We start from the raw sequence: 25115 nt of genomic DNA on the forward strand, positions 1-25115 counted from the left end.
CGCGCCTCCCCCAGGGCCTTAAGGGCCTGGGAGGTACCGCCAGGGCACCCTGCTCCTCCGGGCCGCGGACCCACCCGGCCCCAACACGAAAGAACCCCGGCCCGCATCGGACCAGGGTTCCCGTCGTTGCTTCCGCTCTCGAGTACGACTACTCGGCGAGATGCCGCTCCACCGTCTCGACCTTGGAGGTCAGACCATCCGTCACCCCGGGCCGGATGTCCGCCTTGAGGACGAGGGACACCCGGGGCGCACGCCGCTCGACCGCGGCCACGGCACGCCGGACGACGTCCATGACCTCGTCCCACTCCCCCTCGACGGACGTGAACATCGCATCGGTCCGATGGGGCAACCCCGACTCACGAACCACCCGCACGGCGTCGGCGACGTACTCCCCCACGTCCTCACCGACCCCCAGCGGCGTCACGGAAAAGGCGACGATCACGCGCTCACAGCCCCTTCCTGGCGCGCCCGGGACGCGATGACCGCGTCCTCGGCCTCACGCCGCAGCTTGCGGTCGGCGAAGAAGCCGCCGGTGGGCAGCACCGAGAGGACGAAGTACAGCGCGGCGGTCTTCACCGACCACTTCGTCCGGTTCCACGCGTCGGCCCAGAAGATCACGTAGAGCACGAACAGAACACCGTGCACCATGCCCATCACCGGCACGGCATTGAACTCCGTGGTCCGCTTCAGCACCGAGCAGACCAGCAGGAGAAGGAAGGAGATCGCCTCGGGTGCCGAGACCAGGCGGAGGCGGCGGAGGGCGGTGGCGGTCTTGAGGTCCACGGGTCACCTTCGGTGGGAGAGACGCGGCGGTCTGGACGGGCTGAACGGCAAGAGGGTTTGTGAACGCACGCACAAGCGTCCCGCCCATTGTGGCAAACAGCCGGAGGGTCCTCGGCCCGGGGTCCGCCTCCCCGGCCCCTAAGGGTGCGATCAGGGACTTTCTCCACCCACGGGCCCTGTCCACGGGGCCCGGCCTGCGGCTACCTTCCCGTACGTGGCGATGTTCCGACTTCAGAGCAACAAGGTGCTCGCCGTCGACATGACCGGAGATGCCATGAAGGCGAAGAACGGCTCGATGGTCGCGTACGACGGCGAGATGGCCTTCAAGAAGCTCAGCGGCGGCGGCGAGGGCATCCGGGGCATGGTGACCCGGCGGCTGACCGGTGAGCAGATGACGTTGATGGAGGTGAAGGGGCGCGGCACCTGCTGGTTCGCGGACCGCGCCTCCGAGATCAACCTGGTCGGCCTCCAGGGCGACAAGCTCTACGTCGAGTCGAGCAACCTGCTCGCGACCGACGGCGGGCTGCGCACGGGGACGGAGTTCACCGGCCTGCGCGGCGCCTCGCAGGGCAACGGGCTGTTCACGACGTCCGTCGAGGGCCACGGCCAGGCGGCGATCATGTCGGACGGGCCGGCGGTGGTGCTGCGGGTGAGTCCGCAGTATCCGCTGACCGTCGACCCGGGGGCGTACGTGGCGCATCAGGGCAACCTTCGGCAGTCCTTCCAGTCCGGTGTGACGTTCCGCACGTTGCTCGGGGAGGGCGGCGGCGAGGCCTTCCAGATGCGGTTCGAGGGGGACGGGCTGGTGTACGTGCAGCCGAGCGAGCGGAACACGATCGCGGGAGACGTGTGACATGGCCTTCCGGGAGATCAACGCGAAGATGGTCGAGGCGACGGTGACGCCCGGTCAGCGGCTGTTCAGTCAGCGCGGCGCGATGCTCGCGTATCGCGGTGAGGTGTCGTTCACGCCCAATACGGCGGGCGGGCAGGGCGGGGTCATGTCGATGATCGGCCGCAGGGTGGCGGACGAGGACACGCCCCTGATGACCGTCGAGGGCAGCGGCACCGTCCTCTTCGGGCACGGCGGGCATCACATCCAGGTGATCCGGCTCTCCGGCGACACGCTGTACGTCGAGGCGGACCGCCTCCTGGCCTTCGAGGGCTCGCTCCAGCAGGGCACGATGTTCCTCGGCTCGCAGGGCGGCGTCATGGGCATGGTCCGCGGCCAGGTCAGCGGCCAGGGGCTGTTCACGACCACGCTGAAGGGGCACGGGGCCGTCGCGGTCATGGCCCACGGCGGAGTGATCGAGATCCCGATCACGCCCCAGCGGCCGGTGCATGTGGACCCGCAGGCCTACGTCGCCCACCACGGCGACGTCCGCAACAAACTGTCCACCGCCCTGGGCTGGCGGGACATGGTGGGCCGCGGCTCGGGCGAGGCGTTCCAGCTGGAGCTCAGCGGCAGCGGTGCGGTGTACGTCCAGGCGTCGGAGGAGAAGCTGTGAGCACGTACGGAACTCCGGGCGCCGGCCCCGCGGTCTTCGACCCGGCGTCGCTGCCGCCCGACGACAACGTCAATCCCTACACCTTCTGCGTGGAACTGAAGGGGAGCCAGTGGTTCCTGCAGAAGGGGAAGATGATCGCCTACTACGGCTCGATCGACTTCAACGGCGTCGGGCACGGCCGGCTGGACCGTCTGGTCCGTACGTCGTTCCATTCGCCTCTGCACGCGAGCGACTGGGTCGTGGCGGAGGGCTCGGGCAAGATGCTCCTCGCCGACCGGGCCTTCGACGTGAATTCGTTCGACCTCGAGGACGGCAATCTGACCATTCGCTCGGGCAACCTCCTCGCTTTTCAGCCAACTCTCGCGCTGAAGCAATCAATCGTGCCGGGTTTTCTGACCCTCATCGGAACCGGAAAGTTCGTGGCCGCGTCGAACGGCCCGGTGGTGTTCATGGAACCCCCGATCCGGGTCGACCCCCAGGCCCTGGTCGGATGGGCCGACTGCCCCTCGCCCTGCCACCACTACGACCACGGGTACATGACCGGCGTCATGGGCGGTCTACGTGCACTGACAGGCCTCGGAGGGGTCTCCGGCGAGGAGCACCAGTTCGAGTTCGTCGGCGCCGGCACGGTGCTGCTCCAGTCGTCCGAGACCCTGATGGCCGAGCAGGCCACGGGGACCGTTCCGCACCAGGCCGGTGTGCCCGGCGGCGGGGCATCCGGCCCCCACCCCGGTCAATCCGGCGCACCACGTCTTCCCGGACAGCTGGGTGACCTCCAGCGTCGCTTCGGGCTGTGAGCGGTAGTCTGCGGAGTGTGACATCGAACGCCTGCGCACCAATGTTCGGCAGGCCTGCGCCGTCACACGAAAACCCTCACTAGTTCGCCTTTCAACATTTTAGGTAGACTTCATTCATGGAGACCGAGACGGCCACGCGCTGGCTGACCGATGCGGAGCAGTGCGCTTGGCGCACCCACCTGGAGGTCAACAGGCTGTTGACGTACCAGCTCGAAAAGGACCTGCAGCCGTTCGGCCTGACTATGAACGACTACGAGATCCTGGTGAATCTCTCAGAGTCGGAGGACCAGCGGATGCGGATGAGCGACCTCGCCTCCGCCACCCTCCAGTCCAAGAGCCGCCTCTCGCACCAGATCACGCGCATGGAGAACGCGAACCTGGTCCGGCGGGAGAACTGCGAATCCGACCGCCGGGGGCTCTACGCGGTCCTCACCGACCACGGCATGGCGACGATGCAGAAGGTCGCGCCCCACCATGTGGCGTCCGTGCGGAGGCACTTCATCGACCTGCTGTCCCCCGAGGCCCTGACGGAGCTCGACAAGGCCCTCAAGCCCATCGCGGAGCACCTGCGCGGACAGCGCGGGCGCCCCTGACCCTGACGGCACACCCGCGCCGGTCGGGCGACAGAACCTAGGCGAGCGGCAGGCGGAGTTCGAACAGGGCTCCGCCTGCGGGCCCCTGTCCGGCCGTGAGCGTGCCGCCGTGCCGTACGGCGACGTCCCGGGCGATGGCGAGACCCAGCCCGGCGCCGCCGTCGTCCCGGCTGCGGGCGGCGTCCAGCCGTACGAACCGTTCGAAGATCCGCTCCCGGTCGGCCTCGGGCACCCCGTCCCCGTCGTCCGCCACGCCGACCACGGCCCGGTCACCCTCCCGCCGCACGCTCACGGTGACGGCCGACCGGGCATGCCGCTGGGCGTTGTCGAGCAGATTGGCGAGCACCCGTCCCAGCTGCCCCCGCGATCCGGCCACTTCCACCGGTTCCGCGTCCACCGTCACACCGGTCCGCCCCTCGGCCTCCTCCCGGGCCAGCCCGGCGAGGTCTACCCCCGCGTCGTTCGGCCGCTCCCCCGCGTCCAGCCGGGCGAGCAGCAGCAGGTCGGCGGCGAGCCGCTGGAGCCGTACGGTGTCCTCCACGGCACCGTCGAGGTCCAGCAGCTCGGGATGCGCGGCGGCCACCTCCAGCTGCGTACGCAGTGAGGCGATCGGACTCCGCAGCTCGTGGGACGCGTCGGCGACGAAGCGCCGCTGCCGCTCCACGGAGGTCTCCAGCGCCGCGAGCGTCTCGTTGGTGGTGCTGGCGAGCCGGGCGATCTCGTCGTGCGTGTCCGGCTCCGGGACGCGCCGCGCGAGGTCCTCGGACTGGGTGATCGCGGCCATCTCGCTCCGGATGCCCTCGACCGGCCGCAGCGCCCTCCGGGTGACCAGCCAGGTCACTCCCGCGACCACGCCGAGCAGCAGCGGGAACCCGATCAGCATCACCGTCAGCGCGGTCCGCACGGCCCCGTGCTCGGCGGCCAGCGGCGAACCGGCGTAGACCTTGAGGGTCCCCCGGTCCTGGGTCTCCACCTCCACGGCGGCGAACCGGTAGTCCTCCTCGTCACCGTCGATCGTCGCCGACCCGTTGCTGAAGACGCTCTCCCCGGCGATCTCCCCGGGTTCGAGGGCCTCTTCGTGGTCGTCGGCGTCGTCGTCCTCGTCCCCGCGGGGCGCGGCCGGCGGCTGCGGCCTGACCTGGTCGGAGTCGGTGCCGCTGATCTGCTGGAGATCCTCACTGGCCGCGACCAGCCGCTTGTGCTCGTCGAGGACCTGCACCGGCCCGTCGTCACCGTCCAGCCCGGACAGTTTGTCGTACGGCGTCCCGGCGGCCAGCTCGGAGGCGACGGCCCGGGCGGACTGCTCGGCCTGCGTCCCGGCCTCGCCGATCAGATTCGACCGCAGCGACAGCAGCACGGCGGCCCCGGCCGCGACGAGCGCCACCGCGACCACGAGCGTGGCGCCCAGCGTGGCCCGCGCCCGGACGGACCCGAACAGCCGCCTCATGGCGCCTTCTCCAGCCGGTACCCGGCCCCGCGCACGGTCCGGATCAGCCCCGGCCGCAGCTTCCGCCGCAGGGTGCTGATGTACACCTCGACGATGTTGGGGTCACCCTCGTACGCGAAGTCCCACACGTGTTCGAGGATCTCGGACTTGGACACGACCTCCCCGGCCCGCAGCACGAGCTGCTCCAGCACGGAGAACTCCTTGGTGGTCAAGGAGACTTCGTCCTCCCCCAGGAACACCCGCCGAGCGGCCGTATCCACCTTCAGCTCACCGTGCACATGCACGGGCGAGGCCCCGGCACCCACCCCACGCCGCCGCAGCAGCGCCTTGATCCGGGCGACGAGCACGACGTACGAGAAGGGCTTGGTCAGATAGTCGTCCGCCCCCGTGTCGAGCCCCTCGGCCTCGTCGTACTCGCCGTCCTTGGCGGTCAGCATCAGGATCGGCACCTCGTGCCCGGCGGCGCGCAGGGCGGCGCAGACCCGGTAGCCGTTGAGGCCGGGCAGCATGATGTCGAGGATCACCAGGTCGTACGTCCCCTCCGAGGCCTGGTGCAGCCCCTCCCGTCCGTCGTGGACGACGTCCACGGCGTACCCCTCGGCCGTCAGGCCCCTGGCGAGCGACAGGGCCAGCCGCTTCTCGTCCTCCACGATCAACAGGCGCATGGGTAAAGAGTCGCAAAACCAAGCTGAAGATCCCTTCAGGGGGCTTCAGGTTCCTCTCAGCCTCGGTCAGCCACCTTGGAACACGTCGAAAACAAACCGACTCGGGAGGAACCCCCATGAAGCGCAACATCGTGATCGCCGCCGTGACCGCTGCCGCTCTGATCGGAGGCGGCACGGCCACGGCCCTCGCGACCACGGGAGACGGCGGGGGCTCGGCGCAGCAGGCGGCGAACACGCGGCTGTCGGACGACGACGTCCGTGACGACCAGGACGACCGCGACGACGATGCCGCGCAGGCGGTTTCCGGCGACGTGACGGCGCCCGAGGCGATCGCCTCCGCGCTGAAGCACACGCCCGGCACGGTCGTCTCCGCCGAGCTGGACGACGAGGACGACAGCGACAAGGTGATCTGGAAGGTCGACGTCCTGTCCGGTGACAACGCCTGGCACAGCGTCAGCGTCGACCCGTCCAGCGGCAAGGTCCTCGGTGCGCAGACCGACGACGAGGACGACACGGCGCAGGTGCGGGCGGCCCTGAAGGGCTCCTCCGTGACGGCCGAGGAGGCCGCGAAGGCTGCCGCCGGCAAGGGCACGGTGACGTCCGTCGACCTGGACGAGGACGGCAAGGACAAGTCCTGGGAGGCCGAGACCCGCAAGTCGGGCGGCGCCGAGCAGGACTGGAAGATCGACCTCAACACGGGCAAGGTCACGGCGGACCACTCGGACGCCCAGGACGACGACGCGGACGACGCCGACGACCAGGACTGACCGCTCCTGCCCCATTCCGACCGCCCCGGCGTCTCCCCCCCTGACGCCGGGGCGTCCCCGTACCCAGCGTGGCCGCCGGTGCCGGGGGTCCGCAGCCCGGCGCTTCAAGGCACGCGGCGTTGATGCTGAGGCCGGGTGGGCCCGCGGCCCGGCGGAACGGGGTGCCTCCCCCCACCGCCCACCCGTGCCGCCCTGGGGACACCTCCCAGGCCCTTAAGGCACCGGGGGAGACACGCATGCCCGCAGCCAAGCAGGGTTCCTGCGCCGACAGGCGACAGGCGGCAGCCAAGCCGAGCGCAGCCCGCAGCCCGCAGCCCGCAGCCCGCAGCCAAGCGGCAGGCCGGAGGCGCGGAGGCGCAAGCCACGACGCGCCCGCAGCCGCCGGATCACAGGAGGGGACGTGTCGGGGGGTGTCCGCCCGCAGCGGTTGGCGCGTCAACGAACAGTCAGTCGGCGTCCAACCCCATCGCGCCGTTCCGAGGACGGACACCCCCCGACACGGCCCCGCCCCACAACCCGGCGCATAGGCGCGACGCGCACCCCCACCCGCTCATCAGCCCTCCGTCAACCCCGCCACCAGCTCATCAGCCGCCCGATAAGGATCCAGCTCCCCGGCCACGATCCGCTCGGCCAACGCCCCCAGCCGCCGGTCGCCGTGCAGATCCCCGATCCGCTCCCGCAGCGCCGTCACCGCGATCGTCTCGACCTCACGGGCAGCCCGCGCGGCCCGCCGCTCCGCCAGCACCCCCCGCTCCTCCATCCAGGCCCGGTGCTTCTCCAGAGCCTCGACGACCTCGTCCATGCCCTCACCCCGCGCGGCGACCGTCTTCACGATCGGCGGACGCCAGTCCCCCGGCCCTCGGGACTCCCCGAGCCCCAGCATGTGGTTCAGCTCGCGGGCCGTCGCATCGGCCCCGTCCCGGTCGGCCTTGTTCACCACGTACACGTCACCGATCTCCAGGATCCCGGCCTTGGCCGCCTGGATCCCGTCCCCCATCCCGGGAGCCAGCAGCACCACGGACGTGTCCGCCTGCGAGGCGATCTCCACCTCGGACTGCCCGACCCCCACCGTCTCGACGAGGATCACGTCGCAGCCCGCCGCGTCCAGCACCCGGATCGCCTGGGGCGCGGCCCACGCGAGCCCGCCCAGATGCCCCCGCGTCGCCATCGAACGGATGTACACCCCGGGATCCGACGCGTGGTCCGACATCCGCACCCGGTCCCCGAGCAGCGCCCCGCCCGAGAACGGGGACGACGGGTCGACGGCGAGCACGCCGACCCGCTTCCCCTGCTTGCGATACGCCGTCACCAGCGCCGACGTGGACGTGGACTTGCCGACCCCGGGCGACCCGGTCAGCCCCACCACGTACGCCCCGCCCGTCAGCGGCGCCAGAGCCGCCATGACCTCCCGCAGCTGCGGGGACGCCCCCTCCACCAGGGAGATCAACCGGGCCACGGCCCGCGGCCGGCCCTCCCTGGCCTGGGCGACCAGCGTGGAGACGTCCTGCATCACAGCTCCGTTCATGAAGGAGGGGACCAAAAGCGAAGGCCGAGGTGAGGCCGTGAAACCGCCGCTCAGCCCTTCGGTACCCGCACGATCAGCGCGTCACCCTGACCGCCACCACCGCACAGCGCCGCCGCGCCCACGCCACCACCCCGCCGCTTCAGCTCCAGCGCGAGGTGCAGCACGAGACGCGCACCGGACATCCCGATCGGGTGACCCAGGGCGATGGCACCGCCGTTGACATTCACCTTTTCGGTGGACACCCCAAGATCCTTCATTGACTGCACGGCCACCGCCGCGAACGCCTCGTTGATCTCGACGAGATCGAGGTCCGCGACCTCCAGGCCGTCCTTCTTCAGGGCGTGCGCGATCGCGTTGGACGGCTGGGACTGCAGCGAGTTGTCCGGCCCGGCCACGTTCCCGTGCGCCCCGATCTCGGCGATCCACTCGAGGCCGAGCTCCTGGGCCTTGGCCTTGCTCATCACCACGACGGCCGCCGCACCGTCGGAGATCTGCGACGCGGAACCGGCGGTGATCGTGCCGTCCTTGGCGAACGCCGGGCGGAGCTTCCCGAGCGACTCGGCCGTCGTGTCGCCCCGGATGCCCTCGTCCTTGCTGAACAGCACCGGGTCGCCCTTGCGCTGCGGGATCTCGACGGGCGTGATCTCGGCGTCGAACAGGCCGTTCTTCTGCGCGGCGGCGGCCCGCTGGTGCGACAGCGCGGCGATCTCGTCCTGCTCGGCCCGGCCGATGCCCAGCCGGGTGTTGTGCTTCTCCGTCGACTCGCCCATGGCGACGTTCTCGAAGGAGTCGGTCAGCCCGTCGTACGCCATGGCGTCGATCATCTCGACGGCGCCGTACTTGAAGCCCTCACGGGACTTGGGCAGCAGATGCGGGGCGTTGGTCATGGACTCCTGACCGCCCGCGACGACCACGTCGAACTCACCCGCGCGGATGAGCTGGTCGGCCAGCGCGATCGCGTCCAGGCCCGACAGACACACCTTGTTGATCGTCAGCGCGGGCACGTTCATCGGGATGCCGGCCTTGACCGCGGCCTGGCGCGCCGGGATCTGCCCCGCCCCGGCCTGGAGCACCTGCCCCATGATCACGTACTGCACCTGGTCGCCGCCGATCCCCGCACGGTCGAGGGCGGCCTTGATCGCGAAGCCGCCGAGGTCGGCTCCGGAGAAGGACTTGAGCGATCCGAGCAACCGCCCCATGGGCGTACGCGCGCCCGCGACGATCACCGAGCTGGTCGTTGCAGAAGACATGAGCTGCGATCCCCTTACCGGCTGCACAGCCGAGGAGTGAACGAGGGTTTACTTCGAATGTACTGACCGGTACTCCACCCCGTCATCGGGCTGTCGGTGTGATCGCGCGCACGTTGCGTAACCACCTCCGGAGCGCTGCACTGAATCCATGCTGACGCGAATCGACCACATCGGAATCGCCTGTTTCGACCTCGACAAGACCGTCGAGTTCTACCGTGCCACCTACGGCTTCGAGGTGTTCCACTCCGAGGTCAACGAGGAGCAGGGCGTGCGCGAGGCCATGCTCAAGATCAACGATACGTCCGACGGCGGCGCCTCGTACCTGCAGCTTCTCGAACCCACCCGCCCGGACTCCACCGTCGCGAAGTGGCTCGACAAGAACGGCGAGGGTGTTCACCACATCGCTTTCGGTACGGCAGATGTGGACGCGGAGGCGGCCGGGATCCGCGACAAGGGCGTACGCGTCCTGTACGAAGAGCCGCGACGCGGTTCCATGGGGTCACGGATCACCTTCCTGCACCCCAAGGACTGCCATGGCGTACTGACAGAACTGGTCACTTCGGCGCCTGTTGAGTCACCTGAGCACTGACCCTCGTACATAAGGGCCGGTAGGGTTGGGTGCGGTCACCGCTCAATCTGCGGCGACCGCATTCCGGGGTCCGGGTTTCGGGGGACGAGCGTCGGGGCAGCAGCCTCTGCTCCGCCGATGATCTGACACCATTCCCCGGGGGCCCCGTTCGGCGGATGGACGGAGCTCGTTTGGAGAGAGTTGCGACCAGGGGACGGATGGGACCGCGCAGTGCGGGGCTACGAGAGCCAGGAGCGAGAGCCGGCGGCTGACGTCGACCACCTCTCTCGGTTCGAAGCCGAGATGAAGCGGCTGAAGACCGAGCGGGAAAAGGCGATCCAGCACGCCGAGGACCTCGGCTACCAGGTCGAGGTGCTGCGTGCGAAGCTGCACGAAGCGCGGCGCACCATCATGTCCCGGCCCTCCTTCGAGGGGGGCGACATCGGCTGGCAGGCCGAGCAGTTGCTGCGCAACGCTCAGATGCAGGCCGACCAGATCCGGACGGACGCCGACCGTGAGCTGAGCGAGGCGCGGGCGCAGACCCAGCGGATCCTCCAGGAGCACGCCGAGCAGGCGGCCCGGCTCCAGTCGGAACTGCACCAGGAGGCGGTGACCCGCCGCCAGCAGCTCGATCAGGAGCTGGCCGAGCGCCGCCAGACGGTCGAGTCGCACGTCAACGAGAACGTGGCCTGGGCCGAGCAGCTGCGGGCCCGTACCGAGCAGCAGGCCCGGCGCCTGCTGGAGGAGTCCCGGGCCGAGGCCGAGCAGGCCATGGCCACGGCCCGCGCGGAGGCCGAGCGGCTGGCCGGCGAGGCCCGGCAGCGGCTGACCAGCGCGGCCGAGGAGGCCCGGGCCGAGGCCGAGCAGATCCTTCGGCGTGCCCGCACGGACGCCGAGCGGCTCCTCAACGCGGCCTCCTCGCAGGCCCAGGAGGCCACGGACCACGCCGAGCAGCTGCGGACGTCCACCGCCACCGAGTCGGAGTCCGCGCGCCGCGAGGCCACGGAGCTGAGCAAGGCCGCCGAGCAGCGGATGGCCGAGGCCGAGGAGGCGCTGCGCAAGGCGCAGACCGAGTCGGAGAAGCTGGTCGCGGAGGCCAAGGAGGCCGCCGCCAAGGCCCTGTCGAGTGCCGAGGCCGCGAACGAGACGCGTACGCGCACCGCCAAGGAGCAGGTCGCCCGGCTGGTCGAGGAGGCCACGAAGGAGGCCGAGAACACCAAGTCCGAGGCCGAGCAGCTCGTCGCCGACGCCCGCGCCGAGGCCGAGAAGATCGTCGCGGAGGCCTCCGAGAAGGCCCGTACGTCCACCGCCGAGGAGACCGCGACCCAGCTGTCCAAGGCGGCCAGGACCGCCGAGGAGGTCCTCAACAAGGCGTCCGAGGACGCCAAGAAGACCACCAAGGCCGCGGCCGAGGAGGCCGAGCGGATCCGCTCGGAGGCCGAGGCCGAGGCGGACCGGCTGCGCGCCGAGGCGCACGACATCGCCGAGGAGCTCAAGGGCACGGCGAAGGACGACACCAAGGAGTACCGCGCCAAGACGGTCGAGCTGCAGGAGGAGGCCCGCCGGCTGCGGGGCGACGCCGAGCAGCTGCGGGCGGACGCCGTCGAAGAGGGCGAGAAGATCCGCGCCGAGGCCCGCAAGGAGGCCGTGGCGCAGATCGAGGAGGCGGCGAGGTCCGCCGAGGAGCTGCTCGCCAAGGCCAAGGCGGACGCGGACGAGCTGCGCACGAACGCCCAGGGGGACAGCGAGAAGGTCCGCACCGAGGCCATCGAGCGGGCGACGACCCTGCGCCGGCAGGCCGAGGAGACCCTCCAGCGCACCCGGCAGGAGGCCGAGCGGCACCGCGAGGAGGTCGTCGAGCAGGCCGAGAGCCTCAAGGCGGACGCGGAGCGCGCGGCGGTCGAGCTGCACGAGGAGACCGAGCGCGCCATAGAGGCCCGCCGCACGGAGGCCGCCGAGGAGCTGACGCGGCTCCAGACGGAGGCCGAGGAGCGGCTGACGGCCGCCGAGCAGGCGCTGTCGGACGCCCGTGAGGAGGCCGCGCGGATCCGCCGCGAGGCCGCCGAGGAGAACGAGCGGCTGCGCGAGGAGGCCGCCGAGCGGATCCGTACGCTCCGGCAGCAGGCCGAGACGGAGGCCGAGCGGCTGCGCGACGAGGCCGCTTCCGACGCGTCCGCCTCGCGTGCCGAGGGCGAGGCCGTCGCCGTACGCCTGCGTTCGGAGGCTTCGAACGAGGCAGAGCGGCTGAAGTCGGAGGCGCAGGAGAGCGCCGACCGGATGCGCGCGGAGGCGCAGGCCGCCGCCGAGCGGCTCGGCACGGAGGCGTCCGAGACGCTGGCCGCCGCCCAGGAGGAGGCCAACCGCCGACGCCGCGAGGCCGAGGAACTCCTCGGCAGCGCCCGGCAGGAGGCCGACCAGGAGCGCGAGCGGGCCCGCGAGCAGAGCGAGGAGCTGCTGGCCTCGGCGCGCAAGCGCGTGGAGGAGGCGCAGGCCGAGGCCGTGCGCCTGGTCGAGGAAGCCGACCGGCGGGCCACGGAGATGGTGTCGGCCGCCGAGCAGCACGCCCAGCAGGTACGGGACTCCGTCGCGGGACTGCACGAGCAGGCCCAGGACGAGATCGCCGGGCTGCGCAGCGCCGCCGAGCACGTCGCGGACCGTACGCGGCGGGAGGCCCAGGAGGAGGCGGACCGGGTCCGCACCGACGCCTACGCGGAGCGGGAGCGGGCGAGCGAGGACGCCGGCCGGCTGCGGCGCGAGGCGCACGAGGAGACCGAGGCCGCCAAGGCGCTCGCCGAGCGCACGATGTCCGAGGCGATCGCGGAGGCGGACCGCATCCGTACGGAGGTCTCCGAGCATGCCCAGCGGGCGCGCACGGAGGCGTCGGACGCCATCGCCGAGGCCGAGCAGAACGCCTCGCGCACCCGGGCGGACGCCCGTGAGGACGCCAACCGCATCCGGTCGGACGCGGCGACACAGGCGGACACCCTCATCACCGAGGCGCGCAACGAGGCGGAGCGGCTCACGACCGAGACGGTCACGGAGACGGACCGGCTGCGGATGGAGACGGTCGCCGAGGCCGAGCGGGTCCGCGCGGAATCCCTGAACGAGGCCGAGCGGGTCCGGGCCGAGGCGGTCGCCAAGGCCGACCAGCTGGTCGGGGAGGCCACCGGCGAGGCGGAGCGGCTGCGGGCCGAGGCCGCCGAGACGGTCGGCTCGGCGCAGCAGCACGCCGAGCGGGTCCGCAGCGAGGCCGGCCGGGTCAAGGCCGACGCGGAGGCGGAGGCGGAGCGGCTCGTCGCCACCGCGCGCGCGGAGGCCGACCGCACCCTGGACGAGGCCCGCAAGGACGCCAACAAGCGGCGCTCCGAGGCGGCCGAGCAGGTCGACAAGCTCATCACGGAGACCACGGCCGAGGCCGACAAGCTGCTGAGCGAGGCGCAGCAGCAGGCGCACAAGACCACGGCCGAGGCCGAGTCGCAGGCCGACAGGATGGTGGGCGCGGCCCGCACGGAGGCCGACCGGCTGGTGTCCGAGTCGACGGTCGAGGGCAACTCGCTGGTGGAGAAGGCCCGTACGGACGCGGACGAGCTGCTGGTCGGCGCGCGTCGGGACGCCACGCAGATCAGGGAGCGCGCCGAGGAGCTGCGCGACCGCATCACGGGTGAGATCGAGGAGTTGCACGAGCGGGCCCGCCGGGAGTCGGCCGAGACGATGAAGTCGGCGGGCGACCGCTGCGACGCGCTCGTCAAGGCCGCCGAGGAGCAGCTCGCGAAGGCGCAGGCGAAGTCGAAGGAGATCGTCTCGGAGGCCAACTCCGAGGCGGGCAAGGTCCGTATCGCCGCGGTGAAGAAGGCCGAAGGGCTGCTCAAGGAGGCCGAGCAGAAGAAGTCCACGCTGGTCCGGGAGGCCGAGGAGCTCAAGGCCGAGGCGATCCGCGAGGCCAAGCGCACGGTCGAGGAGGGCAAGCGCGAGCTGGAGGTCCTGGTCCGCCGCCGCGAGGACATCAACGCCGAGATCTCCCGCGTCCAGGACGTCCTGGAGGCGCTGGAGTCCTTCGAGGCCCCGGCCGGGGGCAAGGACAACGGAGTCAAGGCCGGTGCGACGGTCGGCGCACCTCGTTCGGGTGGCAAGTCCTCGGAGAGCTAGGGCCTTCGGGCGGCCCGTGACACCCTGGGCGGGAGGCCGATTCCGGGGCCATCCGGGGGCTTTGACCAAGTTTTGGCAAGCCCTCTGCCGCTCAGCCACCCAAAAGGGGTCTCATTTTGCAGATCAAACGCGCATCCGCTCGATGACACACCGTTTCGGCCCCTAGGATTCCACCTATCACCTCACCGGTCTCATTCGACAGGAACCCCATGAGCGACACTTCCCCCTACGGCTTCGAGCTTGTGCGGCGTGGATACGACCGCGCTCAGGTGGACGAACGAATCTCCAAGCTCGTCTCCGACCGTGACAGCGCTCTCGCCCGCATCACCGCTCTGGAAAAGCGCATCGAAGAGCTCCACCTCGAGACGCAGAACGCCCAGGCCCAGGTCACCGACGCCGAGCCGTCGTACGCGGGTCTCGGTGCGCGCGTGGAGAAGATTCTCCGCCTCGCCGAGGAAGAGGCGAAGGACCTGCGCGAGGAGGCCCGGCGCGCGGCCGAGCAGCACCGTGAGCTCGCCGAGTCGGCGGCCCAGCAGGTGCGCAACGACGCCGAGGCGTACTCCGCGGAGCGCAAGGCCAAGGCCGAGGACGAGGGCCTGCGGATCGTCGAGAAGGCCAAGAGTGACGCCTCCCAGCTGCGTTCCGAGGCGCAGAAGGACGCGCAGTCCAAGCGCGAGGAGGCGGACGCCCTCTTCGAGGAGACCCGCGCCAAGGCCGCGCAGGCCGCCGCGGACTTCGAGACGAACCTCGCCAAGCGCCGCGAGCAGTCCGAGCGCGACCTGGCGTCCCGTCAGGCCAAGGCCGAGAAGCGCCTCGCCGAGATCGAGCACCGCGCCGAGCAGCTGCGCCTCGAGGCGGAGAAGCTGCGCACGGACGCCGAGCGCCGCGCCCGCCAGACGGTGGAGACGGCCCAGCGCCAGGCCGAGGACATCGTGGCCGACGCCAACGCCAAGGCCGACCGCATCCGTTCGGAATCCGAGCGCGAGCTGGCCGCCCTCACCAACCGTCGCGACAGCATCAACGCCCAGCTGACGAACGTCCGCGAGATGCTCGCGACGCTCACGGGCGCCGCGGTGGCCGCCGCCGGTACGCCGGCCGAGGACGAGCCGATCTCCCGTGGGGTCCCGGCCCAGCAGTCCCGGTAACACGCCGGCATACGGAGTCTGAATCTCCGCAAAGCCCTCTGCCGCTCGGGTGGCAGAGGGCTTTGTCCCGTTCTAGCGTGGCGGCATGATTGAGCTCGAGGGGCTGACCAAGCGTTACGGCGAGAAGGTGGCGGTCAACAACCTGTCCTTCACTGTCAGACCAGGCATCGTCACCGGCTTTCTCGGGCCCAACGGCGCGGGGAAGTCCACGACCATGCGGATGATCCTGGGTCTTGACCACCCCACCGCCGGCGACGTCCGTATCGACGGCAAGCACTATCAGCAGCTCAAGGACCCGCTGACGTACATCGGCGCCCTGCTGGAGGCCAAGGCCTGGCACGGCGGGCGCACCGCCTACAACCACCTGCTGTGCCTCGCGCAGAGCAACGGCATTCCGCGCGGCCGGGTGCGGGAGGTACTGGAGACGGTCGGGCTGACGGCGGTCGCGAAGAAGAAGACCAAGGGCTTCTCGATGGGCATGGGGCAGCGGCTCGGTATCGCCGCCGCGCTGCTCGGGGACCCGCGGATCCTGATGTTCGACGAGCCGGTCAACGGCCTCGACCCCGAGGGCATCCACTGGATCCGCACCCTGATGAAGTCGCTGGCCGCGCAGGGCCGGACCGTGTTCGTCTCCTCCCATCTGATGAGCGAGATGGCTCTGACGGCCGAGCACCTCGTCGTCATCGGGCAGGGGCGGCTGCTCGCCGACACCTCCATGGCCGACTTCATCGCGCGCAACTCACGGTCGTACGTCCGGGTCCGCAGCCCGCAGCGGGAGCGGCTGCTCGATGTGCTGCACCAGGCCGGGATCGTGGCCGTGGAGAGCGGCGACGGGGTGCTGGAGGTGGACGGCGGCAAGGCCGAGCACGTCGGCGAGCTGGCGGCGCAGCACGGGCTGACGCTGCACGAGCTGAGTCCGCAACAGGCCTCGCTGGAGGAGGCGTTCATGCGGCTGACCGCGGAGTCGGTGGAGTACCACGCACACAGCGAGACGAGTCCGCAGCCGCCACAGCAGCAGCAGTGGGGCGACGGCTGGAAGAGGGGCTGAGCATGGCGACGACCCAGGTCGTACGGTCGGAGTGGACCAAGATCCGGTCAGTGGCGTCCACGGTGTGGACGCTCTCGCTGGTGGTGGTCGTGACGGTCGCTCTCGGCATGCTGATCTCGGCGCTGTCGAAGAACGAGTTCGACAGCATGAACGCGCAGGACCGGGCGGAGTTCGATCCGACGTTCATCAGTTTCGCGGGGATGAGCCTCGGCCAGCTGGCGATGATCGTGTTCGGCGTGCTGGTGGTGTCGAACGAGTACAGCACCGGCATGATCCGCACCTCGCTGGCCGCCGTGCCACAGCGCGGTTCCTTCCTGTTCAGCAAGATCGCGGTGGCCACCGGTCTCGCCCTGCTGGTCGGGCTCGTCACCAGCTTCGCCGCGTTCTTCCTGGGGCAGGCGATGCTCGGCGGGCACCGGGCGGAGATCGGCGACACGGGTGTGCTGCGGGCCGTGTTCGGCGGGGGCCTCTACATGGCCCTGATCGCGATGTTCTCCATGGGCGTCGCCGCGATGCTGCGCTCGCCGATGCTGTCGCTGGGCATCCTGATGCCGTTCTTCTTCCTGATCTCCAACATCCTCGGAAATGTCGACGCGACGAAGAAGGTCGGCCGGTTTCTGCCCGACCAGGCCGGCAGCAAGATCATGCAGGTGGTCACGCCGATCGACGACGACACCCCGTACGGGCCATGGGGCGGCCTCGGGATCATGGGGCTGTGGGTGCTCGCGGCCCTGATCGGCGGGTACGTGCTGCTGAAGAAGCGCGACGCCTAGGCTGGGCAGGGTCTGGGAGGGGGCTGTCGGGGGCCCTACGGGGCCCCACCCTTTACTTTGATTTGGGCGGAACCGTCAGCGCCTCGATATCCTCCTAACCCTTACGGGGGGCGTGTGCCCCGCTGTCCTGAACCTTGCGATGGGTGCGGAGCATGATCGAAGCAGTCGGCCTGACGAAGCGCTACGGCGACAAGACCGCTGTGTACAACCTTTCCTTCCAGGTGCGGCCCGGAGCCGTCACCGGCTTCCTCGGGCCGAACGGCTCGGGCAAGTCGACGACGATGCGGATGATCCTCGGCCTGGACAACCCGACGGCCGGGCAGGTGACGATCGGGGGCTATCCGTATCGCAAGCTGCCCAACGCCGCCCGCCAGGTCGGCGCCCTGCTGGACGCCAAGGCCGTGCACGGCGGCCGGGCCGCCCGCAACCACCTGCTGTGCCTGGCCCAGCTGTCCGGCATCCCGGCCCGGCGCGTGGACGAGGTGCTCGGGGTCGTCGGTCTGCAGGAGGTGGCCAGGAAGCGGTCCAAGGGCTTCTCCCTCGGCATGGGGCAGCGGCTCGGCATCGCCGCCGCGCTGCTCGGCGACCCCCAGGTGCTGCTGTTCGACGAGCCGGTCAACGGCCTCGACCCCGAGGGCATCCACTGGGTGCGCAACCTGATGAAGGCGCTGGCGGCGGAGGGCCGTACGGTCTTCGTCTCCTCCCATCTGATGAGCGAGATGGCGCTGACCGCCGACCACCTCATCGTCATCGGGCGCGGACAGCTGCTCGCCGACATGAGCGTCACGGACTTCATCTCCGCGAACTCCGCTGACTTCGCGCGGGTCCGCACGCCCGACACCGAGCCGCAGCAGCGGGAGAAGCTGTCGGCCGCGCTCACCGAGTCGGGCGGGCACGTGCTGCCCGAGCAGGACGGCGCGCTGCGCGTGACCGGGCTGCCGCTCCCCCGCATCAGCGACATCGCGCACGACGCCGACGTACGGCTGTGGGAGCTGTCGCCGCACCAGGCCTCGCTGGAGGAGGCGTACATGCGGATGACGCAGGGCGCCGTCGACTACCGCTCGACCATCGACCAGAAGGAAGGGCTCCAGCAGCCGCTGCCGCCCGGCGCGCAGCCGCCGACGCCGGTGCCGGGCCAGGGCCAGCCGGGCTGGTACGCCCCGCCGCCGCCCCAGCAGGGCGGGCAGCCGCTCCCGATGCCGCCGCAGGGCGCGCCGGGTCAGACCCCGGCGGGCCCGTACGGGGCTCCCGGTACTTCCGGCGCCCCCGGGTCCGCTCCGGGCGCCCCTGTCGCCTCCGGCGCGGGAACACCCAACCCGTACGCCCAGCCCGCGCCCCAGGCCCCGACGCAGCCCGCGTCCCATGCGCCTCAGGCTCCCCCGCAAGCCCCCGGCCAGCCCGCCGGGCAGGCGCCGCAGGGCGGCCCCGCAGCCCCCGCGCAGCCCGCCGCCGCTCCGGCCCCGCAGGCGGCTGCCCAGCCGCCCGTGCCACCGCAGGCGCCCGCCGTCCCGCCGGCTCCCGCCCCGACCTCCGACCTGACCAAGCCCGAGGACGCCCGATGAGCAGCCCCCAGTCCCAGACGCCACAGGCCGCGCCCACCTGGCAGGCGGCGGCCCCCGGCTCTGCTTACCCCGCCTCCGGCTACACCTCGCCGATCCCGGTCGTGCGCACGCACCTCGGGCACGCCATCGCCTCCGAGTGGACGAAGATCAGGTCGGTGCGCTCCACGATGTGGACGCTCGGCGTGTTCGTCCTGCTCGTCGTCGGCATCGGTCTGCTGACCGGCGCGGTGGTGGCGAACTCCGACCCGGCCCTACAGGGTGAGAGCCCGCTCGGCCTGGGCTTCTTCGGGCTGCTGCTGGGCAGCATGTGCATCATCACGCTGGGCGTGCTGACCACGGCCTCGGAGTACGGCACCGGCATGGTCCGCACCACGATGGTCGCGTGCCCGAGCCGCAGCCGGGTGCTGGCCGCGAAGGCCATCGTGTTCTTCCTGGTCGCGTTCGTGGTGACGCTGGTGTCCTCGTCCCTCGTCGCCTTCCTGCACGTCGCCATGCTGGAGGGCGACGGCGCCAAGTCCCCCACCGGCGGGGAGTGGCTGAAGGCCACGGTCGGCATGTCGGCCTACGTCGCGCTGCTGGGCCTGCTCTCGCTCGCCGTCGGCTCGATCATCCGGCACTCGGCGGGCGCCATCACCATCATGATCGGCGCCGTGCTCGCCCCGCTGGTGATCGCGCTGTTCATGTTCTCGGAGTCGCTGCGGGCCGTGCGTGACGCCCTGTTCGAGTACTCCATCCCGAACCAGCTGAGCATCTTCTACGCCAACTCCCTCAGCGAGTCCGGCCCGTCCGGCTGGGACCCGCTGTGGATCATGCTCGCCGCGACGGCCGTCGCGTTCGCCGCCGCCTTCGCGCTGCTGGAGAAGCGGGACGTCTGAGTTCCCTCAGAATCTGGGCGAGTTACGGGACCGCTGCACCCCCGGGGTGCGGCGGTCCCGCGCGTTCCAGCAGGCCTTGTGCCAGTGCCGGCGATCGTCGACGCCCGCGTGCTCGGACCAGGCCACCACGTGCGGCACACCGTCGGGGATCATCTGGTCGCAGCCGGGGCAGCGGTACGACTTGCCCTGCGCGCTCGCGCCGGCCACATGCCGCACGCTCCAGTTCTCACCCTGCCAGTTCTCCGAGGACTGCCAGCCGCCGTAGCGGCCGGGGCTGTCGTCCTCGGCGCTCCGGCCGGACGAACCGGCATCCTTGGGTCGGTTACGACGCGGGGACACGGGACACCTCTCGGGGATATACAGGGAGCACGAGCCGTGTCCAGCCTACGCGGCGCGGACGAGGGTACGCGTACGGCACCAATCGCCACAAGTCCCTCTCCGGGCGAGGCGGGTGCTCCCCGGCTCTCAGCGGAACGCCCCATTCTGCAGACAATCCGCAAAATACTCCGCCCGGCCGTGTCCTCGGCACGTGTCAGACGGTTATGCCCTGTGGGGGAGCTCCGTGTCGGAGCCAAGGAAGCAGGAAAGCAATGCACGTTGGAAGTTTCGTGTTGGCGGCCCAGTTCCCCGGCCAGGGCGAGGGCGAGGCGCTGCACCGCGCGGTCCGCTCGGCCGAGGTGGCCGAGGAGTCGGGGCTCGACGCGGTCTGGCTGGCCGAGCACCACTTCGTGCCGTACGGCACCTGCCCGTCGGCGATCACCCTGGCCGCCTTGCTGCTCGGCCGCACCCGGCGTATCCGGGTCGGTACGGCGGTCAGCGTCCTGCCCACCGCCCACCCCGTGGCCCTCGGCGAACAGGCCGCGCTGCTGCACCACACGAGCGGCGGCCGTTTCACGCTGGGCGTCGGGCGCGGCGGTCCGTGGGTCGACCTGGAGGTGTTCGGCGCGGGCCTCGAGGCGTACGAGAAGGGGTTCCCGGAGGCCCTGGACCTCCTGGAGCGCTGGCTGCGCGAACCGTCCGTGGCAGCCGACGGGGAGCGCTTCCGGTTCCGTGAAGTCCCGGTGGTCCCCCGGCCGTCGGAGGCCCTGACGGACGTCCAGGGACCGGAGCTGGTCGTCGCCTGCACCTCCCCGGCGAGCGTGCGGCTGGCCGCCGAGCGCGGTCTTTCGATGCTGCTCGGGATGCATGTGGGGGACGAGGAGAAGGCCGAGATGGTCGCCCTGTGGCGGCGGCACGCGCGGGCGAGCGGCCGGCCCGCCGAGGAGATCCTCGGCGCGTCCCATGTGTCGGCGGGCGTCTGCCAGATCGCGGACCGGCGGGTCGACGCGGCGGAGACGCTGATGAAGGCGATGCCGGGCTGGCTGAAGCAGGGGCTGGAGGCACATGTCACGGTCGACGGCCGCACACGCCGGATGCGCGACCCGCTGGCGTACACCGAACTGCTCTGCGGGCTGCACCCGGTGGGGACGCCGCGGCTGTGCGCCGACCGGCTGGCGGCGACCAGCGAGCGGACCGGCATCTCCCGCTTCGCGCTGCTCGTCGAGGGCTCCGGGGACCTGGCGGCGACCGAGGAGAACGTACGGCGGCTGGGGACCGAGGTGCTCCCCCAACTCGTCTGAGCGCGCGGTGAATTCCTGGGGGCTTGCCGCTCCGGTACAAAAGCGCACCTCCCGCGTACGGAGCGGCAAGCAAGCGGCGCCGCGTCAGCAGTCCCGGAACTCAGGTGACTGGTTCAGCACCTGGCTGCGGACCGAGGTGAAGCGGTCCAGCTTCTCGTCGACCGAGGAGTCAAGCGGGAACACGGCTACCCGGTGGCAGTTCTGGAAAGCCAGCCGCACACCGAAGTGCCGTTGCAGCGCGCCGCGTATCGCGTCACTCGCAAGCGCACGCAGCAACTGCCCGCGTGCCTGCTCGTCCGGCGGAGGCGTCTGGTTGTCGGCGAACGCACCGCCGTCCACCTTCAGCTGGGCCACCAGGGAGCTGATCATCTCCCACGCATAGGGCAGGGAGGTCCGGACGCAGTCGACGAATTCCGCTTCGTCGACCTCGCCTCGCTCGGCCTGTTCGAGTAGGGCCGGTGAGACGTCGAGCGACATGAGTTCTCCTCTCGCACCCCCGATGAGCGGGGGTTGCCGGACAGATAGGGGAGGTACGCGATACCGGACACGCTGCGTACACACCTCGCGACCTCCCGTTCATACGGTAAGCAACCGGCGGTGACGGCACCAGGAGAATGCGCAGATGGCACACTCTCAATGAGCACACCATGCACACAATCGGCCATTACCGAACACGTGTTTTCCAGGGCGAATCGCGTCGGCAGGCGCCCGTCGAGTAGCGTTGCCGACCATGCGTCTCGTCATTGCCCGCTGTTCCGTGGACTACGCCGGGCGGCTCACCGCCCACCTTCCCTCGGCCCCGCGCCTGATCCTGGTGAAGGCGGACGGCAGCGTCTCGATCCACGCCGACGACCGGGCCTACAAGCCCCTGAACTGGATGTCGCCGCCCTGCACGCTGAAGGAGGGCACCGGCGAGGAAGAGGGCGTCTGGACCGTCATCAACAAGGCGGGCGAGAAGCTCATCATCACGATGGAGGAGGTTCTCCACGACTCCTCGCACGAACTGGGCGTGGATCCCGGCCTGATCAAGGACGGCGTGGAAGCGCACCTTCAGGAGCTGCTCGCCGACCGCATCGAGACACTCGGCGACGGCTACACCCTGATCCGCCGCGAGTACCCGACGGCCATCGGGCCGGTGGACATCCTGTGCCGGGACGCCGACGGCAAGACCGTCGCCGTGGAGATCAAGCGGCGCGGTGAGATCGACGGCGTGGAGCAGCTGACGCGCTATCTGGAGCTGCTGAACCGCGACCCCCATCTCGCGCCGGTCCGCGGTGTCTTCGCCGCGCAGGAGATCAAGCCCCAGGCCCGCGTGCTCGCGACGGACCGGGGTATCGGCTGCCAGGTCCTCGACTACGACGCGATGCGCGGCATCGAGGACGACAAGCTGCGGCTGTTCTGACCCACCCCCGTCTCTGACCCACCCCGCCTGACGAAGAGGGCCGGGTCCGCGGAAAGCGGACCCGGCCCTGCTGTGTGTACGGGGTGTCAGATCACCTGGTCCGAACTGCTGGGCGTGCCCGCGCCACTGCTCTGCGGCGCGCTCGCGGTGGTGCTCGTGGGCGCGCTCGGCGCCGGGCCGCTGGCCGAGTCGGAGGTGGACGGGCTGGTCGTCGGCGGGGTCGTCGTCGGCGTGGGCTCGCCGGTGTCCGTCGGTGTCGGCGACGGCGAGGACGGCGGCGGACTCGACGGCGGCTTGGTCGGTGAGGACGGCGGCTTGGTCGGGCTGGCCGGCGGCTTGGACGTCGCCGGCGGCTTCGAGGTCGTCGGCGGCTTGGACGTCGACGCCGGATCGCTCGGATCCTGCGATCCGCTCGGTTCGTCCGTCGGCGTCGGATCGTCCGACGTGCCGAGCGTGCCGTCCGGACCCGGGTCGGTCGGGCGGCTGGTGGCCGCGCCGGTGTCGTCGCCGCCCTCGTTCGCCGCCGGGTCGGCGCCCAGGCTGCCGTCGCCCGGGCCCTGGCTGGCCGAGGGGTTGACGCCGACCTGGTCGGACGGCGGGTTCCGGTCCTTGTCGGAGGTTGCGCCGAGGGTCACCACCGTGCCGAGCACGGCGACGAGCAGGGCACCGGCGCCCGCGGCCACGAGGTTGCGACGGGCCAGGCCCTTGAGACCGCCCCGGGCCTTGCGCGAGGGCGCGGACGAGCTGTGGTGGGTGACCACGGTCGGCGAGGAGGGCTGCTGGAGCGTCGGGAAGGCCGCCGGAACACCGCCGGCCGGGGACGCCGACTCCTCGTACCGGGCGTCGGGCACCTCCTCCCCCGCGGTCGGCCCGAGCCCGAGCGGAGTGCCCGAGCGGTCGGAGACCAGGGCGAGCGCACGCCGGCCGGCGACCGTGCCGCGCTTGTCGGCCAGGGCGCCGCGCAGGCCGATGGAGGCCTCCAGTTCGGCGCGCGCCCGGTCGAGCTGTTCCCGGCACAGGGCGAGGATGCCGAGCTCGTGGTGGAAGTAGGCCTCCTCGGCGACGTCCCCGGCGAGCCGGGCGGCCTCGGCGCCGGCCCGCAGGGTCCGTTCCCAGGCGCTCCAGTGCAGTCCGGCGGCGAACGCGGGGGCGGCGGTGCGGGCCAGGTGGACGGCCGCGCTCTCCTCGTCCTCGGCGGGCGGCCGGGTGACCGGCCCGAGGAGGGCCAGTGCGGCGAGGACGGCGTCGGACTCGGCGCACACGCGCTCCGGGGTGACCGAGGGGTGCCCGGCCCACCAGGAGTAGTGCTGGGCGGCGCTGCGGGCCCCGGCCTCGGCCTCGTCGGCGTATCCGGCCGCCTCCAGCTGGGCCGGCACGCCCGCGGCGAGCCGGTAGCGGGAGCCGACCGGGGAGACCAGACCGCAGAGGGCCAGTTCGCCGAGGGCGGCGTCCGCGTGGGTGTCGCCGACCAGGGCCGGCAGATGCGCCTGGTGCGGCACCTCGCCGCCGAGCGCGACGGCGAACCGCAGGGTGGCGCGGGCGGAGGCGCTGAGCCGGGAGGCGAGCAGCGGGGCGGGGGCGGCGGCCTCGCCGAGTGCGGGCAGCGGTACGTCGTCACCGTCGGCGGCGTCGTACGCCTCGGCCGGGGGCGCGTCCTCGAAGACGCCGAACTCGTCGACGGCACTCGTACCGGCGCGCAGCCGGTCGCGCTGCCGCAGCAGGGCACCGGCCTGGACGAAGCGCAGCGGCAGGCCCTCGGACTCGAACCAGAGGTCGCCCGCCCAGTTGGACTCCTCCTCGGTGAGGGACCGGCCCACCGCGTGCTCCAGCAGGTCGAGTCCGGCCGCGCGTTCCAGGCCGCCGAGGACGACCTCCTCGACGGCGGATCCGGCGGAGGGAGCGGGCACGTCCGGGGTGGCGCCGAGCAGGAAGGCGCACTCGGGGGTCGCCTCCAGCAGCTCGTCGAGCGCGGCGCCGCCGAACTCGATGTCGTCGAGGACGACGACCGCGCCGATCTCACGGAGGTGGGTGAGCAGTTCGTCCCGGTCCGGGCGGTACAGGGGGGCACTGAAGACGGCTCGGAAGAGCTCGTACTGCAGGTCGCCGGAGGTGCGGCCGAAGCCGTTGAGGCGGACGACGCCGTCGGGGGCGAGGTCCGAGCAGTCCTCGGCGACGAGGTCGAGGAGGCGGGTGCGGCCCGAGCCGGCGGGTCCGGTGAGGCGGACGGAGCGGCCGCGGGCGAGCAGGCGCACCAGTCGCTCGCGTTCGTCCTGGCGGGCCAGCAGCGGCAGGGCGGGGCGCGCGGGGCCGGGCGGGACGGGCGGCCGGGCCGCGCGCTCGGCCTCGGCGCGTTCGGCCGTGGTGAGCTTCACGGGCCGGGCGGGCCGTTGGGCGGGCGGGCAGGCCTCTATCTCGCTGCCGTCGACGGGGTTGACCGTCAGCAGGAAGTCGCCGGCGACGAGCCGCACCGTGCGGGCGAGCGCGGGCGCGTGCTGCGCGAAGTCGGGTGCGAGGGATTCCCGGGGCGGGCGCTGGCGCGGCCCCTGGCCGTCGCCTTCGTGGCCGTACTCCTCGGGTCCCCGGGTGTTCGGGTCCATAAGACAAGCCCCCCAAAAGCGGGTGTGTGCTGTGAAAGCCCCTCCCGG

At 71.4% G+C, this 25115-nt stretch carries 23 protein-coding genes; 14 read left to right on the top strand and 9 right to left on the bottom strand.

Features of this window, described 5'->3' with window-relative positions; all coding sequences use genetic code 11:
- Window positions 1–148: 148 nt before the first annotated feature.
- Window positions 149–442 carry an MTH1187 family thiamine-binding protein gene (locus ACZ58V_RS01820; RefSeq protein WP_189723263.1) on the bottom strand — a complete coding sequence of 98 codons (294 nt, stop codon included), beginning with the start codon at window positions 440–442 and terminating at the stop codon, window positions 149–151.
- The gene (locus ACZ58V_RS01825; RefSeq protein ID WP_468188140.1) at window positions 439–783 is read right to left on the bottom strand and encodes a DUF3817 domain-containing protein; all 345 of its coding nucleotides are present in this window, start codon (window positions 781–783) and stop codon (window positions 439–441) included. The genes ACZ58V_RS01820 and ACZ58V_RS01825 overlap by 4 nt, the downstream gene beginning before the upstream one ends.
- Window positions 784–1003: 220 nt before the next feature.
- On the opposite strand from ACZ58V_RS01825, the gene ACZ58V_RS01830 reads away from it, so the two are divergent.
- The 4 genes from ACZ58V_RS01830 to ACZ58V_RS01845 all read left to right on the top strand — a co-directional run bounded on the left by ACZ58V_RS01830 (window position 1004) and on the right by ACZ58V_RS01845 (window position 3678).
- Window positions 1004–1636, top strand: a complete 633-nt coding sequence (locus ACZ58V_RS01830) for an AIM24 family protein (protein ID WP_471288722.1) — start codon at window positions 1004–1006, stop codon at window positions 1634–1636.
- A gap of 1 nt (window position 1637) precedes the next feature.
- On the top strand, window positions 1638–2288 hold the full coding sequence (locus tag ACZ58V_RS01835; RefSeq protein WP_468188138.1) for an AIM24 family protein: 651 nt from the start codon (window positions 1638–1640) through the stop codon (window positions 2286–2288).
- Entirely contained in the window at window positions 2285–3085 is an 801-nt protein-coding gene (locus ACZ58V_RS01840) for an AIM24 family protein (protein WP_382832833.1), read from the top strand. The genes ACZ58V_RS01835 and ACZ58V_RS01840 overlap by 4 nt, the downstream gene beginning before the upstream one ends.
- A gap of 116 nt (window positions 3086–3201) precedes the next feature.
- Window positions 3202–3678, top strand: coding sequence for a MarR family winged helix-turn-helix transcriptional regulator (locus tag ACZ58V_RS01845; protein ID WP_184590382.1), 477 nt, complete (start codon window positions 3202–3204; stop codon window positions 3676–3678).
- Window positions 3679–3715: 37 nt separating this feature from the next.
- Here the strand turns inward: ACZ58V_RS01845 and ACZ58V_RS01850 are convergent, their stop codons facing one another.
- Together ACZ58V_RS01850 and ACZ58V_RS01855 are read right to left on the bottom strand one after the other, a co-directional pair.
- Window positions 3716–5125, bottom strand: a complete 1410-nt coding sequence (locus tag ACZ58V_RS01850; protein ID WP_471287884.1) for a sensor histidine kinase — start codon at window positions 5123–5125, stop codon at window positions 3716–3718.
- Window positions 5122–5790 (bottom strand): response regulator transcription factor, encoded by a 669-nt coding sequence (locus ACZ58V_RS01855; RefSeq protein WP_468188133.1) that lies wholly within the window; start codon window positions 5788–5790, stop codon window positions 5122–5124. Before ACZ58V_RS01855 ends, ACZ58V_RS01850 begins: the two co-directional genes overlap by 4 nt.
- Window positions 5791–5906: 116 nt before the next feature.
- Between ACZ58V_RS01855 and ACZ58V_RS01860 the strand changes: the two genes are divergently transcribed.
- On the top strand, window positions 5907–6557 hold the full coding sequence (locus ACZ58V_RS01860; protein WP_471287886.1) for a PepSY domain-containing protein: 651 nt from the start codon (window positions 5907–5909) through the stop codon (window positions 6555–6557).
- Window positions 6558–7110: 553 nt separating this feature from the next.
- Here ACZ58V_RS01860 and meaB read toward each other — a convergent pair.
- Together meaB and ACZ58V_RS01870 are read right to left on the bottom strand one after the other, a co-directional pair.
- A complete protein-coding gene (gene meaB / locus ACZ58V_RS01865; protein WP_382832841.1) occupies window positions 7111–8067 on the bottom strand; it encodes a methylmalonyl Co-A mutase-associated GTPase MeaB in 957 nt (318 codons plus the stop codon).
- 65 nt (window positions 8068–8132) lie between these two features.
- On the bottom strand, window positions 8133–9332 hold the full coding sequence (locus ACZ58V_RS01870; RefSeq protein WP_468188129.1) for an acetyl-CoA C-acetyltransferase: 1200 nt from the start codon (window positions 9330–9332) through the stop codon (window positions 8133–8135).
- 148 nt (window positions 9333–9480) lie between these two features.
- Here ACZ58V_RS01870 and mce point away from each other — a divergent pair, with 148 nt between their 5' ends.
- The 7 genes from mce to ACZ58V_RS01905 all read left to right on the top strand — a co-directional run bounded on the left by mce (window position 9481) and on the right by ACZ58V_RS01905 (window position 19449).
- Window positions 9481–9921: a methylmalonyl-CoA epimerase gene (gene mce / locus ACZ58V_RS01875; RefSeq protein ID WP_468188127.1), complete on the top strand. Its 441-nt coding sequence runs from the start codon at window positions 9481–9483 to the stop codon at window positions 9919–9921.
- A 210-nt stretch (window positions 9922–10131) separates the two neighbouring features.
- On the top strand, window positions 10132–14046 hold the full coding sequence (gene scy / locus ACZ58V_RS01880) for a polarized growth protein Scy (protein ID WP_468188125.1): 3915 nt from the start codon (window positions 10132–10134) through the stop codon (window positions 14044–14046).
- Window positions 14047–14255: 209 nt separating this feature from the next.
- A complete protein-coding gene (locus ACZ58V_RS01885; protein WP_454365891.1) occupies window positions 14256–15191 on the top strand; it encodes a coiled-coil domain-containing protein in 936 nt (311 codons plus the stop codon).
- Between the two features lie 85 nt (window positions 15192–15276).
- A complete protein-coding gene (locus ACZ58V_RS01890) occupies window positions 15277–16239 on the top strand; it encodes an ABC transporter ATP-binding protein (protein ID WP_468188123.1) in 963 nt (320 codons plus the stop codon).
- A 2-nt stretch (window positions 16240–16241) separates the two neighbouring features.
- Entirely contained in the window at window positions 16242–17012 is a 771-nt protein-coding gene (locus ACZ58V_RS01895; protein WP_468188121.1) for an ABC transporter permease, read from the top strand.
- Between the two features lie 152 nt (window positions 17013–17164).
- Window positions 17165–18574, top strand: coding sequence for an ABC transporter ATP-binding protein (locus ACZ58V_RS01900; protein WP_471287890.1), 1410 nt, complete (start codon window positions 17165–17167; stop codon window positions 18572–18574).
- The gene (locus ACZ58V_RS01905) at window positions 18571–19449 is read left to right on the top strand and encodes an ABC transporter permease (RefSeq protein WP_468188117.1); all 879 of its coding nucleotides are present in this window, start codon (window positions 18571–18573) and stop codon (window positions 19447–19449) included. Before ACZ58V_RS01900 ends, ACZ58V_RS01905 begins: the two co-directional genes overlap by 4 nt.
- 6 nt (window positions 19450–19455) lie before the next feature.
- Here ACZ58V_RS01905 and ACZ58V_RS01910 read toward each other — a convergent pair whose 3' ends face one another.
- A complete protein-coding gene (locus ACZ58V_RS01910) occupies window positions 19456–19788 on the bottom strand; it encodes an ATP/GTP-binding protein (protein WP_189723247.1) in 333 nt (110 codons plus the stop codon).
- A 251-nt stretch (window positions 19789–20039) separates the two neighbouring features.
- On the opposite strand from ACZ58V_RS01910, the gene ACZ58V_RS01915 reads away from it, so the two are divergent.
- Complete coding sequence (locus ACZ58V_RS01915) at window positions 20040–21068, top strand: LLM class flavin-dependent oxidoreductase (protein WP_468188114.1); 1029 nt, start codon at window positions 20040–20042, stop codon at window positions 21066–21068.
- Between the two features lie 84 nt (window positions 21069–21152).
- Here the strand turns inward: ACZ58V_RS01915 and ACZ58V_RS01920 are convergent, their stop codons facing one another.
- Window positions 21153–21545, bottom strand: coding sequence for an SCO5389 family protein (locus ACZ58V_RS01920; RefSeq protein ID WP_003993005.1), 393 nt, complete (start codon window positions 21543–21545; stop codon window positions 21153–21155).
- A gap of 253 nt (window positions 21546–21798) precedes the next feature.
- Here ACZ58V_RS01920 and nucS point away from each other — a divergent pair, with 253 nt between their 5' ends.
- Window positions 21799–22470: an endonuclease NucS gene (gene nucS, locus ACZ58V_RS01925; RefSeq protein WP_184590411.1), complete on the top strand. Its 672-nt coding sequence runs from the start codon at window positions 21799–21801 to the stop codon at window positions 22468–22470.
- An 86-nt stretch (window positions 22471–22556) separates the two neighbouring features.
- Here the strand turns inward: nucS and ACZ58V_RS01930 are convergent, their stop codons facing one another.
- Window positions 22557–25067: an ATP-binding protein gene (locus ACZ58V_RS01930; RefSeq protein ID WP_471287893.1), complete on the bottom strand. Its 2511-nt coding sequence runs from the start codon at window positions 25065–25067 to the stop codon at window positions 22557–22559.
- Window positions 25068–25115 lie beyond the last annotated feature (48 nt).

This window comes from Streptomyces sp. NPDC040589, assembly GCF_055594445.1.